General features: G+C 63.3%; 13 protein-coding genes and 2 tRNA genes. 14 read left to right on the plus strand and 1 reads right to left on the minus strand.

Annotated elements, in window-relative coordinates; translation table 11 throughout:
* The first annotated feature begins 2 nt into the window (after window positions 1-2).
* The 3 genes from carA to greA all read left to right on the plus strand — a co-directional run bounded on the left by carA (window position 3) and on the right by greA (window position 4989).
* A complete protein-coding gene (gene carA, locus AAGT95_RS07695; protein ID WP_110597726.1) occupies window positions 3-1187 on the plus strand; it encodes a glutamine-hydrolyzing carbamoyl-phosphate synthase small subunit in 1185 nt (394 codons plus the stop codon).
* Window positions 1188-1286: 99 nt separating this feature from the next.
* Entirely contained in the window at window positions 1287-4520 is a 3234-nt protein-coding gene (carB, locus tag AAGT95_RS07700; RefSeq protein ID WP_110597725.1) for a carbamoyl-phosphate synthase large subunit, read from the plus strand.
* Window positions 4513-4989 carry a transcription elongation factor GreA gene (gene greA, locus AAGT95_RS07705; RefSeq protein WP_342596096.1) on the plus strand — a complete coding sequence of 159 codons (477 nt, stop codon included), beginning with the start codon at window positions 4513-4515 and terminating at the stop codon, window positions 4987-4989. The genes carB and greA overlap by 8 nt, the downstream gene beginning before the upstream one ends.
* 215 nt (window positions 4990-5204) lie before the next feature.
* On the opposite strand, the gene AAGT95_RS07710 is transcribed toward greA, so the two are convergent.
* Window positions 5205-5531, minus strand: coding sequence for a YhbY family RNA-binding protein (locus tag AAGT95_RS07710; protein ID WP_342596097.1), 327 nt, complete (start codon window positions 5529-5531; stop codon window positions 5205-5207).
* A gap of 232 nt (window positions 5532-5763) precedes the next feature.
* Between AAGT95_RS07710 and rlmE the strand changes: the two genes are divergently transcribed.
* The 11 genes from rlmE (at window position 5764) to infB (ending at window position 17254) form a co-directional block, all read left to right on the plus strand.
* A complete protein-coding gene (gene rlmE, locus AAGT95_RS07715; protein ID WP_110597722.1) occupies window positions 5764-6429 on the plus strand; it encodes a 23S rRNA (uridine(2552)-2'-O)-methyltransferase RlmE in 666 nt (221 codons plus the stop codon).
* 90 nt (window positions 6430-6519) lie between these two features.
* On the plus strand, window positions 6520-8487 hold the full coding sequence (gene ftsH / locus AAGT95_RS07720) for an ATP-dependent zinc metalloprotease FtsH (RefSeq protein ID WP_110597721.1): 1968 nt from the start codon (window positions 6520-6522) through the stop codon (window positions 8485-8487).
* A 150-nt stretch (window positions 8488-8637) separates the two neighbouring features.
* Window positions 8638-9507, plus strand: coding sequence for a dihydropteroate synthase (gene folP / locus AAGT95_RS07725; protein ID WP_240612249.1), 870 nt, complete (start codon window positions 8638-8640; stop codon window positions 9505-9507).
* A complete protein-coding gene (glmM, locus tag AAGT95_RS07730; protein ID WP_110597720.1) occupies window positions 9500-10885 on the plus strand; it encodes a phosphoglucosamine mutase in 1386 nt (461 codons plus the stop codon). Before folP ends, glmM begins: the two co-directional genes overlap by 8 nt.
* Before the next feature lie 79 nt (window positions 10886-10964).
* The gene (tpiA, locus tag AAGT95_RS07735) at window positions 10965-11714 is read left to right on the plus strand and encodes a triose-phosphate isomerase (RefSeq protein WP_110597719.1); all 750 of its coding nucleotides are present in this window, start codon (window positions 10965-10967) and stop codon (window positions 11712-11714) included.
* Window positions 11715-11718: 4 nt separating this feature from the next.
* Window positions 11719-12099 (plus strand): preprotein translocase subunit SecG, encoded by a 381-nt coding sequence (gene secG / locus AAGT95_RS07740; RefSeq protein ID WP_110597718.1) that lies wholly within the window; start codon window positions 11719-11721, stop codon window positions 12097-12099.
* Window positions 12100-12183: 84 nt separating this feature from the next.
* A tRNA-Leu gene (locus AAGT95_RS07745) sits at window positions 12184-12270 on the plus strand.
* Between the two features lie 134 nt (window positions 12271-12404).
* Window positions 12405-12481 (plus strand) — tRNA-Met (locus tag AAGT95_RS07750).
* A 174-nt stretch (window positions 12482-12655) separates the two neighbouring features.
* Window positions 12656-13117, plus strand: coding sequence for a ribosome maturation factor RimP (gene rimP, locus AAGT95_RS07755; RefSeq protein ID WP_110597717.1), 462 nt, complete (start codon window positions 12656-12658; stop codon window positions 13115-13117).
* Between the two features lie 84 nt (window positions 13118-13201).
* Complete coding sequence (gene nusA, locus AAGT95_RS07760; protein ID WP_110597716.1) at window positions 13202-14695, plus strand: transcription termination factor NusA; 1494 nt, start codon at window positions 13202-13204, stop codon at window positions 14693-14695.
* 27 nt (window positions 14696-14722) lie between these two features.
* Window positions 14723-17254: a translation initiation factor IF-2 gene (gene infB, locus AAGT95_RS07765; RefSeq protein ID WP_110597715.1), complete on the plus strand. Its 2532-nt coding sequence runs from the start codon at window positions 14723-14725 to the stop codon at window positions 17252-17254.
* Window positions 17255-17290 lie beyond the last annotated feature (36 nt).

Genomic DNA, 17290 nt, shown 5'->3' on the forward strand with positions numbered 1-17290 from the left:
CCTTGAACAGACCCGCGATACTGGCTCTCGAAGACGGCAGTGTATTTCACGGCGTCGCGATCGGAGCCGATGGGCAGACCAGCGGGGAGGTGGTCTTCAATACCGCCATGACCGGTTATCAGGAAATTCTCACCGACCCCTCCTATACCCGCCAGATCGTGACCCTGACCTACCCCCACATCGGTAATACCGGCGTCAACGTCGAGGACGTCGAGTCGCATCGAATCTGCGCCGCCGGCCTGGTCATTCGGGACCTGCCGCTGATCGCCAGCAATTTTCGCAGCACGGCCACGCTCTCCGAGTATCTGGCTTCGCAGAACGTCATCGGCATCGCCGATATCGACACCCGCCGCCTGACGCGCATCCTGCGCAGCAAGGGGTCGCTGAACGGCGCCATCCTGGCCGGCGACGCAGCCCGGGGCGATGATGCCGTCGAGCGGGCGCTGGCGGAAGCCCAGGCCTTCCCGGGTCTCAAGGGCATGGACCTGGCCAGGGAAGTCTCCTGCGAGTCGATCCACGAGTGGACCGAGGGCGAGTGGACGCTGGGCCAGGGCTACGCCGACACCGCCCGGGGCGAGCGGCCCTCGGAGGGCGCCCAGGACCCGCGCCCGTACCACGTGGTGGCCTACGACTACGGCGTCAAACGCAACATCCTGCGCATGCTCGCCTCCCGTGGCTGCCGCCTGACCGTGGTGCCGGCGCAGACGCCGGCCAGCGAGGTGCTGGCGATGAATCCGGACGGCGTGTTCCTGGCCAACGGGCCGGGCGATCCCGAGCCCTGCGACTACGCCATCAGTGCGATCCGCGAGGTGCTCGAGACGGATGTCCCGGTCTTCGGCATCTGCCTGGGTCACCAGCTGCTGGCGCTGGCCGCCGGCGCCAGAACGGTGAAGATGAACCATGGCCACCACGGCGCCAACCACCCGGTCCAGGATCTCGACAGCGGGCAGGTGATGATCACCAGCCAGAACCACGGCTTCGCGGTGGACGAGACCAGCCTGCCCGGCAACGTGCGCGCGATTCATCGCTCGCTGTTCGATGGCACCCTGCAGGGCATCGAGCTGACCGACCGGCCGGCGTTCAGCTTCCAGGGGCACCCCGAGGCGAGCCCGGGGCCGCAGGACGTCTCGCCGCTGTTCGATCGCTTCGTGACGATGATGCAGGCCCGCCAGCGGGACGCGGTATAAGCCGTCAGCGAAACGCAGCACGGCCTCGGCCGTTTGGAATTCAGTCTTCTTGGGTCGGCGCCAGCCGCCGACACCACCATTTTCGACGAGTGTTAGCGCATGCCAAAACGTACGGATCTCGACAGCATTCTGATCATCGGCGCCGGCCCCATCGTCATCGGGCAGGCGTGCGAATTCGACTACTCCGGGGCCCAGGCCTGCAAGGCACTGCGCGAAGAGGGCTACCGCGTCATCCTGGTCAACTCCAACCCGGCGACCATCATGACCGACCCGGTGATGGCGGACGCCACCTATATCGAGCCGATCACCTGGCAGGCGGTGGAGCAGATCATCGAGCGTGAGCGCCCGTCGGCGATCCTGCCGACCATGGGCGGCCAGACCGCGCTCAACTGCGCGCTGGATCTCGACAAGCATGGCGTGCTCGAGAAGTACGGGGTCGAGATGATCGGTGCCAACGCCGATGCCATCAACAAGGCCGAAGATCGCGATCTGTTCGACAAGGCGATGAAGAACATCGGTCTGGAGTGCCCCAAGGCGAAAGTGGCGCACACCATGGACGAGGCGTGGGAGATCCAGGCTACGCTCGGGTTCCCGGTGATCATCCGGCCTTCCTACACCATGGGCGGCTCCGGCGGCGGCGTGGCCTACAACAAGGAGGAGTTCGAGGAGATCTGCGATCGCGGTTTCGAACTCTCCAATAACCACGAGCTGCTGATCGACGAGTCCCTTCTCGGCTGGAAGGAGTACGAGATGGAGGTCGTTCGTGACAAGAACGACAACTGCATCATCGTCTGCGCCATCGAGAACTTCGACCCCATGGGCGTGCACACCGGCGACTCCATCACCGTCGCGCCAGCGCAGACGCTGACCGACAAGGAGTACCAGATCATGCGCAACGCATCGCTTGCGGTGCTGCGCGAGATCGGCGTCGAGACCGGCGGCTCCAACGTCCAGTTCGGCGTCGATCCCGACACCGGACGCATGGTGGTGATCGAGATGAACCCGCGGGTGTCGCGCTCCTCGGCGCTGGCTTCCAAGGCGACCGGTTTCCCGATCGCCAAGATCGCCGCCAAGCTGGCGGTGGGCTACACCCTGGACGAGCTGCAGAACGACATCACCGGCGGTGCCACGCCGGCCTCGTTCGAGCCGTCGATCGACTATGTCGTGACCAAGATCCCGCGCTTCACCTTCGAGAAGTTCCCCCAGGCCAATGACCGTCTGACCACCCAGATGAAGTCGGTCGGCGAGGTGATGGCGATCGGTCGCACCTTCCAGGAGTCGATGCAGAAAGCGCTGCGCGGGCTCGAGATCGGTGTCGACGGGCTCGATCCCAAGGTGATCGACTTCGGTCCGGAGAACATGGCGCTGATCAAGGGCGAGCTGCAGGCCGCCGGCGCCGACCGCATCTTCTACATCGCCGACGCCATGCGCAGCGGCATGAGCGTGGACGAGGTGTTCACGCTGACCAATATCGATCGCTGGTTCCTGGTCCAGCTCGAGGATCTGATCCTGAGCGAGGCGGCGATCACCGAACGCTCGCTGCACGATTTCAGCGCCGACGAGCTATATCGTCTCAAGCGCAAGGGCTTCTCCGATGCCCGACTGGCGTCGCTGCTCGGCGTCTCGGAGAGTGAGTTCCGCAGCCGTCGTCAGCAGCTCGGCATTCGCCCGGTCTACAAGCGGGTCGACACCTGTGCCGCCGAATTCGCCTCCGACACCGCCTACATGTACTCCACCTATGAAGAGGAGTGCGAGGCCGACGTCAGCGATCGCCAGAAGATCATGGTGCTGGGCGGTGGACCCAACCGGATCGGCCAGGGTATCGAGTTCGACTACTGCTGCGTGCATGCGGCTCTGGCGATGCGCGAAGACGGTTACGAGACGATCATGGTCAACTGTAACCCGGAGACCGTCTCCACCGACTACGACACCAGCGATCGGCTCTATTTCGAGCCGGTGACCCTGGAGGACGTGCTCGAGATCGCCGACAAGGAGAAGCCGGTCGGGGTGATCGTCCAGTTCGGCGGCCAGACCCCGCTGAAGCTGGCCCGCGCCCTGGAAGCCGCCGGCGTACCGATCATCGGCACCACCCCGGATGCGATCGATCGGGCCGAGGACCGCGAGCGCTTCCAGCAGATGATCGACAAGCTGGGCCTCAAGCAGCCGCCCAACGCTACCGCGCGCAGCTTCGAGGACGCCTTCGCCAAGGCCGAGAAGATCGGCTATCCGCTGGTGGTGCGACCGAGCTACGTGCTTGGCGGCCGCGCCATGGAGATCGTCTACACCGCCGAGGAGCTGGAGCGCTACATGACCCACGCGGTCAAGGTCTCCAACGACTCGCCGGTGCTGCTCGACCATTTCCTCAACGCGGCGATCGAGATCGATATCGATGCGGTCAGCGACGGCAAGCAGGTGGTGATCGGCGGCATCATGCAGCATATCGAGCAGGCCGGCGTGCACTCCGGTGATTCCGCCTGCTCGTTGCCGCCGTACTCGCTGCCGGCGGAGGTGCAGGACGCGATGCGCGACCAGGTCAAGAAGATGGCGGTCGAGCTCAACGTGGTCGGCCTGATGAACGTGCAGCTGGCGTGGCAGGATGGCGAGATCTACGTCATCGAGGTCAATCCGCGCGCTTCGCGCACCGTGCCGTTCGTCTCCAAGTGCATCGGCACCTCGCTGGCGCAGGTCGCGGCGCGCTGCATGGCCGGAACGACCCTGGCCGAGCAGCAGTTCACCCGCGAGATCATTCCGGGCTACTACAGCGTCAAGGAAGCGGTCTTCCCGTTCAACAAGTTCCCGGGGGTCGATCCGATCCTGTCGCCGGAGATGAAGTCCACCGGTGAGGTGATGGGGAGCGGCGCGACCTTTGCCGAAGCCTTCTACAAGGCGCAGTTGGGCGCCGGCGAAGCGATTCCGAGGCTGACCGGGGAGCGCAAGGCGTTCCTCTCCGTGCGCGAGCCGGACAAGCAAGGTGTTATCGAGGTGGCCCAATCTCTGCTAGCCTTGGGTTTCAGTTTAGTGGCAACACGGGGTACGGCCAGGGCTCTGGAGGGGGCCGGTCTGTCCGTTGCCGTCGTCAACAAGGTTTTTGAAGGCCGTCCGCATATCGTCGATCTGCTCAAGAACGACGAGATCGCCTATATCGTGAATACCACGGAAGGTCGTCAGGCGATCAATGACTCCTCGGTCATCCGGCGCACCGCGCTGGCGCGCAAGGTTCCCTATGCCACCACGCTGGCCGGGGCGCGTGCCGTCTGCATGGCGCTGGAGTATGGTAACGAGATCACGGTGCGGCGGCTGCAGGAACAGCATGCAGGAGTAGTCCATGAATAAAGTCCCGATGACCGTCCACGGCGAGCAGGCCTTGCGTCAGGAGCTGGAGCAGTTGAAAGGCGTAGAGCGCCCGCGAGTCATCAACGACATTGCGGTCGCCCGCGAGCACGGCGACCTCAAGGAGAACGCCGAGTATCACGCCGCCCGCGAGCAGCAGGGCTTCATCGAGGGGCGGATCCAGGAGATCGAGGGCAAGCTGTCGGCGGCGCAGGTCATCGACGTGACCAAGATGCCGAAGAACGGCAAGGTGATCTTCGGCGTGACGGTCGAACTGCTCAATCTCGAGACCGACGACGAGGTGCGCTACCGGATCGTCGGCGAGGATGAGGCGGACATCAAGGCCGGCAAGATCTCGGTGACCTCGCCGATCGCCCGTGCGCTGATCGGCAAGAGCGAAGGCGATGTGGTCAACGTGCGTACGCCGGGTGGGGACGTGGAGTACGAGATCTCCGGCGTCGAGCATCTGTGACCGGCTGCGCCGGAAGTGGAAAGTGATTAGCTCGAAGAGCGGCGCTGCGCGCCTGGAAGCCTGAAGCTGGAAGAAAAACACCCCGCAGTGATTTGGCTGCGGGGTGTTTTTGTCTGTACGGTCGCGGAATTCTGTCGACTTCCAGCTTCCAGCTTCCAGCTTCCAGCTTCCAGCTTCCAGCTTCCAGCTTCCAGCTCCGGGCATGCCCCGGCTGCTCAGTGCCGCCCGTGATGCTCCTCGGCGCGTTGAACGTTGGAGAGCTTGGGGTTGGCTTTCGGGTTGTGGCGGTAGAGTAGTGCCGTCTTGCCCAGCGACTGCACCAGCTCCGCGCCGGAGAGTTCGATCAGCTCTTCGACCATGGCCTGGCGCTCTTCCCGTTCGGGAATTGCCAGTTTGACCTTGACCAGTTCGTGATCGCGCAGGGCGCGTTCGAGCTCCTGCTGAGCGCCCTCGCTCAAGCCGTTTTCACTCACCGTGACGATCGGCTGCAGATGATGGCCGATGCTGCGGAAGGCTTTCTTTTGTGCGGATGATAGGCTCATGGTAGTCTGACCGTTGGACTTCGCGATATTTTACAGCGGTGCTGCAATCGGTCTCACCACCGCACTGTCGAAACGCGACATGGTACGGGTTTCGGTCGCCGCGGGAAAGATGTCGTTGGTGTGTGGTCCCTGGAGCGGTGATGGTGATCCCCTGTCGACACCTCGCTCTCCCACGTCCGATCTTCAGTCCGCATCTCCACCCTTTCTTCGAGCTTTCTTCAGGTGATCTCCAGTGGCGCGCTCCTCCAGGCCCAGTCCCGACAATGCCGGTTCCTCGACGCGCCAGAGCAAGAGCAGCGCAGGCTGGCTGAAAGAGCATTTCGACGATCGCTACGTCCAGCAGTCCTGGAAGGATGGTTATCGTTCGCGTGCAAGCTATAAGTTGCTGGAACTCGACGAGCGTGACAAGTTACTCCGGTCCGGGATGTCGGTGATCGACCTGGGGGCCGCCCCGGGAGGCTGGAGTCAGGTCGCCGCCGAGAAGGTCGGTAGCGATGGGGTGGTGATTGCGTCGGACATCCTTGAGATGGATGCGTTGGCCGGCGTCGACTTCATCCAGGGCGATTTCACCGAAGAGTCGGTGCTGGAGGCGATTCTGGCTGCGCTGGGGGATCGCTCCGTCGACCTGGTGTTGTCCGACATGGCCCCGAACATGAGCGGCATGGCGGCGATAGACCAGCCCCAGGCGATGTATCTGGTCGAGCTGGCGCTCGATCTGGCGCGGCAGACCTTGGCACCCGGCGGTCATTTTCTGGCCAAGGTGTTTCAGGGCGAAGGATTCGACGACTACCTGCGGGAGCTGCGCGGCAGCTTCCGCAAGGTGGTCACGCGCAAGCCGGAGGCGTCCCGGGCCCGGTCCCGAGAAGTCTACCTGCTGGCGCAGGGATTTCATGGCTAGGCTTGCAAGCGTGGTTGAACGCCCCCATCTGGTGTAGTGTCAGACCACGGCAAGCGCAGGCAGCAAGATTCGTACTACGAGGGTGGTGTCTTGAACGACATGGCGAAGAATCTAATTCTCTGGTTGGTCATCGCAGCCGTGCTGCTGACGGTGTTCAACAACTTCAGCGTCGATAGCTCGCCGCACACGACGAGCTATTCGCAGTTCGTGCAGCAGGTCCAGAACGACCAGGTGCGCAGCGTGACCATCGACGGCTACACCATCAACGGTGAGCGCAAGGATGGCACGCAATTCCAGACCATTCGCCCCGCCGCCCAGGATCCCAAGCTGATGGACGATCTGTTGGCGCATGACGTCACGGTCGTCGGCCAGAAACCCGAGGAGCAGAGCCTGTGGACGCGCTTGCTGATCGCCAGCTTCCCGATCCTGTTGATTCTGGGCATCTTCATCTTCTTCATGCGCCAGATGCAGGGCGGCGGCAGTGGTCGGGGCGGCCCGATGAGCTTCGGCAAGTCGAAGGCGAAGCTGCTGAGCCAGGATCAGATCAAATCCACCTTTGCCGACGTCGCGGGTTGTGACGAGGCCAAGGAGGAGGTGGTCGAGCTGGTCGACTTCCTCAAGGATCCTTCGAAGTTTCAGCGCCTGGGTGGCCAGATACCCCGCGGCGTGCTGATGGTGGGCCCCCCGGGTACCGGCAAGACGCTGCTGGCGAAGGCGATCGCCGGCGAGGCCAAGGTGCCGTTCTTCTCGATCTCCGGGTCCGACTTCGTCGAGATGTTCGTCGGCGTGGGTGCATCCCGCGTCCGCGACATGTTCGAACAGGCCAAGAAGCAGGCGCCGTGCATCATCTTCATCGACGAGATCGATGCCGTCGGTCGCCATCGTGGCTCCGGCATGGGCGGCGGTCACGACGAGCGCGAGCAGACCCTGAACCAATTGCTGGTCGAGATGGACGGCTTCGAGGCCAACGACGGCATCATCGTCATTGCCGCCACCAACCGTCCCGACGTGCTGGATCCGGCGCTGCTGCGCCCGGGCCGCTTCGACCGTCAGGTCACCGTACCGCTGCCCGACATCCGGGGTCGCGAGCATATTCTCAACGTACATCTGCGCAAGGTGCCGATGGCCGACGGTGTCCAGGCCAGCATCATCGCCCGTGGCACGCCCGGCTTCTCGGGCGCCGACCTGGCCAACCTGGTCAACGAGGCGGCGCTGTTCGCGGCGCGACGCAATCGACGCACCGTGGGTATGGAAGAGCTGGAGCTGGCCAAGGACAAGATCATGATGGGCGCCGAGCGTCGGTCCATGGTCATGTCCGAGAAGGACAAGCTCAACACGGCCTACCATGAGGCCGGCCATGCCATCATCGGCCTGGTGATGCCCGAGCACGATCCGGTCTACAAGGTCACCATCATCCCGCGCGGTCGTGCGCTGGGCGTGACCATGTTCCTCCCCGAGGAAGACCGCTACAGCTATTCCCGTCAGCAGATCATCAGCCAGCTCTGCTCGCTGTTCGGTGGCCGGATCGCCGAAGAGATGACGCTTGGGCCGAATGGGGTCACCACCGGTGCCTCCAACGACATCAAGCGGGCCACCGAGCTTGCGCACAGCATGGTGGCCAAGTGGGGTCTCTCCGAGGAGATGGGGCCGCTGATGTACGACGAGGACGAATCGCATCAGTTCCTCGGTGGTCCCGGTCAGGGTGGCGGCAAACTGAGTTCCGGTGAGACTTCGACCCGCCTCGACAAGGAGGTGCGTCGCATCATCGACGAATGCTATGCCATGGCGCGCAAGATTCTCGAGGACAACCGCGACAAGCTCGACCTGATGGCCGAAGCGCTGATGCAGTACGAGACCATCGACGCTGCCCAGCTCAAGGACATCATGGAAGGTCGCCCGCCGCGTCCGCCGAAGGATTGGGGTGACGATGGTCCGAGCTCGGGTTCTGGTCGGCCGGTCAGCGATCCTGAGCCACAGCCAGGCGATGAAGGCACGTCGGATGACGAGCCCGGCAACCGCCGGCCCTCGGATCCTCTGGGCGGGCCGTCAGGGCTTTGAGGTGATCCGGCGGTCCACAGCCAATCCGGGTTCGAACGACTCGGCATCAACCAGCAGGGCGTCAGATATGGCGCCCTGCTGCGTTGTGAGACGGTTGCGAAACCGTACCGGCCTACCTAGAGTGGGCGCTTTTGCCAGCGACGACCTTCCATGACTGACTCTTCCTCCATCGGTGTCCGATTGCGCTGCGGCCATCACGATCTCGATCTTTCGCGTCCGCGCGTCATGGGCATTCTGAACGTGACGCCCGACTCCTTCTCCGATGGCAACCGGCACCGCGAGCTGGACGACGCGCGCCGTCACGCCGAACGGCTGCTGCGGGAGGGGGCCGACATCATCGATGTGGGCGGGGAATCGACGCGCCCCGGCGCCGAACCGGTGTCGCTGGAGGAGGAGCGTGATCGAGTGCTGCCGGTGGTCGAGACGCTGGTGCGGGAGTTCGGTGCGCTGGTCTCGGTCGACACCAGCACGCCGGAACTGATTCGCGAAGCCGCTGCGGCCGGGGCGGGGATGCTCAACGACGTGCGCTCGCTGACGCGACCCGGGGCGTTGGCGGCGGCGGCGGGCACCGAGTTGCCCGTCTGTCTCATGCACATGCGCGGAGAGCCGGGGACGATGCAGCAGGCGCCGTACTACGCCGAGCCGATCGAGATGGCGGTGGTCGAGTTCCTGCGCCAGCGCGTCACCGCCTGCGCGCAGGCAGGTATTCCGCGGGAGCGACTGCTGATCGACCCGGGTTTCGGCTTTGCCAAGACGCTGGAACACAATCTTCGACTGCTCAATCGTCTGAGTGCGCTCGAAGCGCTCGATCTGCCGCTGCTGGTCGGGATGTCGCGAAAGAGCATGATCGGCCAGGCGCTGGGCCGGCCTGTCGATCAGCGCCTGCCTGGAGGTCTCGCGTTGAGCGTGATGGCGGTCGAGCGTGGCGCTAGAATAGTCAGAGTGCACGATGTGGCAGCCACGGTCGACGCGATCGACATGGCCTGGGCCGTGCTTCAGGAACGGAGCGATCATGAGTAGACGTTATTTTGGTACCGACGGTATTCGCGGCACCGTCGGCGAGTATCCGATCACCGCTGACTTCATGCTCAAGCTGGGGTGGGCGATGGGGCGCGTGCTGTCTCGCAAGCTATCCTCTCATCAGACCCGGCAGCGATCCTCCCAGTCGCCGCGACCCAAGGTGATCATCGGCAAGGACACTCGCATCTCGGGTTACATGTTCGAATCGGCGTTGGAGGCGGGGCTATCGGCCGCAGGGGCCGACGTCTCCCTGCTGGGACCGATGCCGACCCCGGGTATCGCCTACCTGACCCGAACCTTTCGTGCCGACGCTGGTATCGTGATCTCGGCTTCGCACAATCCCTACCAGGACAACGGCATCAAGTTCTTCTCGGCGGAAGGGCTGAAGCTGGCCGACGAGGTCGAGGCGGAGATCGAGGATGAACTCGAGAAGCCGCTGGAGACCATGGCGCCGAACCAGCTCGGCAAGGCGGTGCGAATCGGCGACGCCGCCGGGCGCTACATCGAGTTCTGCAAGTCAACGGTCCACAATCGCCTCGAGCTGCATGGCCTGAGGATCGTCCTGGATTGCGCGCATGGCGCGACCTACCATATCGCGCCCAATGTCTTTCGGGAGCTCGGCGCCGATGTCAGCGTGATCGGCGGGGAGCCGGATGGCCTCAATATCAACCGCGACGTGGGGTCGACCCACACCGAGCGTTTGCGCGAGGCTGTCCTGTCGTGTCAGGCCGACCTGGGCATCGCGTTCGATGGCGACGGCGATCGCGTACTGATGATCGACCGTCGGGGCGAGGCGGTGGACGGCGACGAGATCCTCTACATCATCGCGCGGGACCTCCACGCGCGAGGCAAGCTCAATGGCGGGGTCGTGGGCACGCTGATGACCAACTTCGGGCTGGCCGCGGCGTTCGAGAAGCAGGGGATCCCTTTCGAGCGGGCCAAGGTGGGAGACCGCTACGTCGTCGAGCGGCTGCTGGCCAACGACTGGCTGCTGGGCGGGGAGGCCTCGGGACATATCGTCTGTCGCAACGTGCAGACCACCGGCGATGGCATCGTCTCCGCGCTGCAGGTGCTGGCGGTCATGGTGCGAGAGGGGGTGCCTCTGGACCAGTTGCTCGAAGGGTTCGAGAAGGCGCCGCAGGCCCTGGTCAACGTTCGCCTGCCCCCGGGTTCCGATGCCCGGGCGCTATTGGAGAGCCAGGCGTTGTGTCGAAGCGTCGCGTCGGTGGAAGAGGAGCTGGGCGGCGGTGGTCGGGTTCTGCTGCGGCCCTCGGGTACCGAACCGCTGATCAGGGTCATGGTCGAAGGCCGACCGAGATTCGATGTCCAGGCGCTGGCGCGGCGGATCGCCGATAGTGTCGAAACCTTGATCGCCTGAGCTGATCGGATCGCCGACAGCAATTGTTGTCTTGTTGTCAAGGCTCTTATACCATGTCGCTCCACCGATGGGAGGTAGCATGCGCAAGCCGCTGATCGCAGGTAACTGGAAGATGAACGGCTCGGCAGAATTGATCGAGACGTTCGGTCGAACGTTTGCCGGGATTGAGTTGTCGTCGCCGGTCGATGTGGTGATCCATCCCCCGTTTCCCTATCTCGATGCTGCGCGCAGCGCTTTTGCGGGCACGCCTCTCGCGCTGGGCGCCCAGACGCTGAACCCGCTGCCCTCCGGGGCCCGCACCGGCGAGGTGAGTGGCGAAATGCTCGCCGAGTTCGGCGTCGAGTATGTGCTGGCCGGCCACTCCGAGCGTCGCCAGCTCTATCACGAAAGTGACGAACAGGTTTACGAGCGGGTCATCGCTGCGCTCACCGTGGGGCTCAAGCCGATTCTCTGTGTGGGAGAGACCCTCGAGGAGCGCGACGCCGGCCAGTCCGAGGATGTCGTGCTGCGTCAGGTCGGTCATGTCATGGCCCGGCTCGAGCCCGGGCAGCGTCGAATGATGACGATTGCCTACGAGCCGGTCTGGGCGATCGGTACCGGGCGCACGGCCACGCCGGAGCAAGCCCAGCAGATGATGGCCGCGATTCGCGGCTATCAGGCGAGCTTCGACTCGGCGTTGGCCGATGCGCTACGCCTGCTGTATGGCGGTAGCATGAACGCGAGCAACGCACGGGAGTTGCTCGCCCAGGAAGATATCGACGGCGGCCTGATCGGCGGAGCTTCGCTCAAGGTCGACGATTTCAAAGCGATTTGTCAGTCAGCAGGTTGATTTCATGCAGATAGCAGTTTTGTTGTTACACGTCCTCGCCGCCATTGCGCTGGTGGTTCTGGTCCTGCTTCAGCAGGGCAAGGGCGCCGAAGCGGGCGCTGCATTCGGTGGCGGCTCCTCGCAGACGGTGTTCGGCTCTCGCGGCAGTGGCGGCTTCATGTCCAAGCTGACGGGCGGCCTGGCGGCGCTTTTCTTCGTGACCTCGCTGGGGCTGGCGTACTTCGCCGCCAATGCCGGCAGTGCGCCGCAGAGCGGTATTCCGGATGCTCAGGTGATCGAGCAGCAACATAATGGTGCGCCAACGCTTGACGATGGTGCCCAAAGCGGGAATAATGCTGCGCCAGCACTCGAGGAAGGTGGCGGTCAGGAATCGTCAAATCCTTGAGTGAAAAGGAAAATTCGCTGCCTTCGATGAAAGCTCCGAATGCAGCGAATTAAGTGTGGCGCCCAGGCGCTACACACCCCTGATGCCGAAGTGGTGGAATTGGTAGACACGCTATCTTGAGGGGGTAGTGACCTTACGGTCGTGCGGGTTCAAGTCCCGCCTTCGGCACCATCGTCAAGTTTTTCCGGTCTTTTCGACTTGAACCTCTGGGCGGTACTGATGAATTCTTGTTGCTGAGAATTCGGCGATATTGCGGCCCTCCTTGACCCATCTCGAGGCCGTTCCTATAATCGCCAACCTGATGTTGCGGGGTGGAGCAGTCTGGTAGCTCGTCGGGCTCATAACCCGAAGGTCGTCGGTTCAAATCCGGCCCCCGCTACCAAGTTTTTTGAAAGGCCCCTTCCTGAGAAGGGGCTTTTTGTTAGCAGCCTTGTCGATTTCAGCGCTCGTCGCCGTCGACGGCGCTGCCGACGTCAATGCCAGTCAGCCACCTAGCACCTTGCATTTCTCTCAACTCCCGGTCAGGTGCCTGATGCAACTGCTGTAGGAGTCGTTTGTGGTCACCAAGGACGCAGCACTGTATGCGATCATCGAACCTGTGGTCACCGCCATGGGTTTCGAATTGTGGGGCCTCGACTATCTGGCTCAGGGCAAGCATTCCAAGCTGATGATCTACATCGACAGCCCCGATGGAATCTCGGTCGATGATTGCGCGAGTGTCAGCCGTCAGGTCAGCGGCGTGCTGGATGTCGAAGATCCGATCTCGAGCAACTACAGCCTGGAAGTTTCCTCTCCAGGTCTCGATCGCCCGCTCTATACGCTCGATCATTTTTCGCGCTTCAGCGGTCACGTGGTGCAGCTCAAGCTACGCACCGCCTTCGATGGGCGTCGCAAGTTCCAGGGGCGCCTGGCCGGCATCGATGGCGACGAGGTGCTGCTGCACATCGATGGCGAAGAGTACTGCTTTCCCATCGAAAGCATCGATCAGGCTCGCGTCGTCCCGCAGTTCGACGACTGAATTCCATCACCTGTTGTTCGATGACTCAGTAATTCGAGACCAAGAATTCGAAACCAAGAACCGGTTTTTCGGCGAGGCATAGGCATGAGCAAAGAGATACTGCTGGTCGTTGACGCCATCTCCAACGAGAAGAGCGTGCCCCGAGACGTCATTTTCGAGGCTGTCGAGGCGGCACTGGCCAGCGCATCGCGCAAGCGCTTCGAGGGGCAGGACGTCAGCGTCCGCGTCCAGATTGATCGCCGCACCGGCGAGTACGATACTTTCCGTCGCTGGGTGGTGGTCGAAGACGAAGACTATCTCAGCGAAGATCGCGAGATTCCGCTCTCCGAAGCGGAGACGCGCGAGCCTCCCTTGGCCGTCGGCGATGTGGTCGAAGAGCAGGTGGAGTCGGTGGCCTTCGGCCGTATCGCCGCGCAGACCGCCAAGCAGGTGATCGTGCAGAAGGTGCGCGAGGCCGAACGCGCCCAGATCGTCAAGCAGTACTCCGAGCGGGAAGGCGAACTGGTCGCGGGCATCGTCAAGAAAACGACACGCGACGGGCTGATCATCGATCTCGGCGAGAACGCCGAGGGCTTCCTGCCCCGTGGCGAGATGATCCCCGGCGAGCGCTACCGCATGAACGAGCGTGTGCGCGCGCTGCTGTGGAAAGTCGATGCGGAGGCGCGTGGCTCCCAGCTGATCCTGTCGCGGACCAAGCCGGGCATGCTGGTCGAGCTGTTCAAGATCGAAGTGCCGGAGATCGCCGAGCAACTGATCGAGATCAAGGGCGCGGCTCGCGATCCCGGCGCGCGGGCCAAGATCGCGGTCAAGACCAACGACAGGCGAATCGATCCGGTCGGCGCCTGTGTCGGCATGCGCGGATCGCGCGTGCAGGCGGTATCCAACGAGCTGCGTAACGAGCGCGTGGATATCATTTTATGGGACGACAACCCCGCGCAACTGGTGATCAACGCCATGGCGCCGGCGGAAGTCGCCTCCATCCTCGTTGACGAGGACGCCCATTCGATGGACGTCGCCGTCGGCGAGGACAACCTCGCTCAGGCCATTGGTCGTAGCGGTCAGAACGTGAGGCTCGCCAGCGAGCTGACGGGCTGGACGCTCAACGTCATGACCATCGATGAAGCCGAGGGTAAACGCGAGCAGGAAGTCGACAGCCTGGTCGAATATTTCATCAACCATCTCGAGATCGACGAAGACGTCGCCCGCATCCTGGTCGAGGAAGGGTTCACGACGATCGAAGAACTGGCCTACGTGCCGGTCGAAGAGATGCTGGAGATCGAAGAGTTCGATGAGGATCTGGTCGAGGAACTTCGTGCAAGGGCCAAGGATGAGCTTCTCAACCTGGCCATCGCGTCGGAAGAGCAACTGGATGGCGCTCAGCCCGCCGAAGACCTTCTCACGATGGACGGCATGGACCGCCACCTGGCTTTCATTCTTGCCAGCCGTGGCATCGTCACCATGGAGGACCTCGCAGAACAGTCCATCGAGGATCTGAAGGATATCGACGACGTGGACGAGGAGCGCGCAGCGGCACTGATCATGACTGCCCGTGCGCCTTGGTTTCAGAGCGAAGAGTAACGTGGTCACGGGTTCAGGAGGGTCGTAATGTCAGACATGACCGTAAAAGAGTTTGCCGGCAAGGTGGGACGCGATGTGTCCCGCCTGCTTGAACAGATGAAGGATGCGGGTCTGCCGCATCAGAAGGAAAGCGACGCGGTCTCCGAAGAGGACAAGCAACGTCTCCTCGATCACCTGACCAAGAGTCATGGTGGTGGTGGCCGCGGCCCGCGCAATCGCATCACCTTGACACGCAATACCCGCAGTAAGATCCGTTCGGGCGAGCGTGGCAAGACCATCGAGGTGCAGGTGCGCAAGAAGCGCACCTACGTCAAGCGTGATGCGGAGCCGGTCGAGGAAGCGCCGGCCGAGGAAGCGGGTCCGCGTCAGCTCGTCGGCGACATGGCCGATCAGGCGCAGCAGCAGTCCGAGCAGGCTGCGGCGGCGGAAGCGGCCAGCGAGCCGACGGCGGATCTGACCGCCGGTCAGGAGAGCTCCAACAAGGCAGCGGCCCCCGCGCCCGAGCCTCAGGCACCGGGGGATGATATTCCCCAGGAGCCTCAGGTGGAAGACGAGGAGCCGACGTCCAACAGCCAGCCGTTCGTCGAGCCGCCGCCCAAGGAGCCGCGGACGGAGAACCGTCGCGCCCACCCGAAGAAGGACAAGGAGCGCGATCAGGGTCGTCGTGGCCGTCGTGACGACGATGACGACCGTTCCGAGCGGCGTCGCGGTGGTGGTGCCAAGAAGGTCAAGCGGGCCGAGCGTCGGGGTAGCCGTCGCGGTCGCGGCGACAACCAGCACGGGTTCCAGAAGCCGACCCAGCCGATCGTGCGTGAAGTCGCGCTGCCGGAGTCGATCAGCGTCGCGGAATTGGCGGACAAGATGTCGGTCAAGGCCAACGAAGTGATCAAGGCCATGTTCAACATGGGCGCGGCGGTGACCATCAACCAGACCATCGATCAGGACACTGCCGCGATCGTGGTCGAGGAGATGGGCCACAAGCCGAAGCTGGTCAAGGAAGATGCGCTCGAGACCGAAGTGCTCGAAGGCATCTCCTATGAAGGCGACGAGATCACCCGCTCGCCGGTCGTCACCGTCATGGGACACGTCGACCACGGCAAGACCTCGCTGCTCGACTTCATTCGTCGCACCAAGGTCGCGACCGGCGAGGCCGGCGGTATCACCCAGCACATCGGTGCCTACCACGTCGAAGGCGAACATGGTGGGGTCACCTTCCTGGATACGCCTGGCCACGCGGCCTTTACCGCCATGCGTGCTCGTGGTGCCCAGGCTACCGACGTCGTCATCCTGGTGGTTGCCGCCGACGATGGTGTCATGCCGCAGACGGTCGAGGCGGTAGAACACGCCAAGGCCGCCGGGGTGCAACTGGTCGTGGCGATCAACAAGATCGACAAGGAAGGCGCCGATCTCGACCGGATTCGCAACGAGCTCTCTCAGCACGGTGTGATCTCCGAGGAGTGGGGCGGCGATACCCAGTTCGTCTCGGTCTCCGCGAAGACCGGCGAAGGTATCGACCAACTGCTGGAATCGGTGCTGCTGGTTTCCGAAGTGCTCGAGCTCAAGGCCGTGCCGGAAGCACCGGGCAAAGGCGTCGTGGTCGAGTCTCGCCTCGACAAGGGGCGTGGCCCGGTAGCGACCGTGCTGGTCCAGAACGGCACGCTCAAGCGTGGCGACATCGTCCTCGCCGGCCTGCACTACGGTCGCGTGCGTGCGCTGACCAACGAACTCGGCAAGCAGGTCGAGTCGGTGGGTCCGTCGATGCCGGTGGAGATCCAGGGGCTCGACGGCACGCCGGAAGCCGGTGAAGACTTCATGGTGCTGACCGATGAGAAGAAGGCGCGTGAAATCGCCAACTTCCGTCAGGGCAAATACCGCGAAGTGCGTCTGGCGCGCCAGCAGAAGGCCAAGCTGGAGAACATGTTCAGCCAGATGGGTCAGGACGAGGTGGCCAAGGTCAACGTCGTGCTCAAGGCCGACGTCCAGGGCTCGCTGGAAGCGATCCGTGGCGCACTGGAAGAGCTCTCCACCGATGAAGTGCAGGTGGCGGTGGTCTCCTCCGGGGTTGGCGGCATCACCGGTACCGATGCCAACCTGGCACTGGCCAGTGAAGCGATTCTGGTCGGCTTCAACGTCCGTGCCGACGCCTCCGCGCGGGAGATCGTCGAGCGTGAAGGGCTGGATCTGCGCTACTACAGCGTCATCTACCAGCTGATCGACGAGGTCAAGCAGGCCATGAGCGGCATGCTGGCACCGGAGTGGAAGGAAGAGATCGTCGGTATCGCCGAGGTGCGCGACGTGTTCAAGGCGCCGAAGATCGGGGCGATCGCCGGCTGCATGGTCGTCGAGGGCTCCGTCCACCGCAACAAGAAGATCCGTGTCCTGCGCGACAATGTGGTCATCTACGAAGGCGAGCTGGAGTCCCTGCGTCGCTTCAAGGATGACGTCAACGAAGTGCGCAACGGCATGGAGTGCGGTATCGGCGTCAAGAACTACAACGACGTTCAGATTGGCGACAAGATCGAGGTCTTCGACCAGGTCAAGGTCGAGCGTACCCTGTAAGTGACAGGATCCCGCCGGCGCCTAGGTCTTTGACGC

Source organism: Salinicola lusitanus (assembly GCF_038648475.1).
GTDB classification, from domain to species: domain Bacteria; phylum Pseudomonadota; class Gammaproteobacteria; order Pseudomonadales; family Halomonadaceae; genus Salinicola; species Salinicola lusitanus.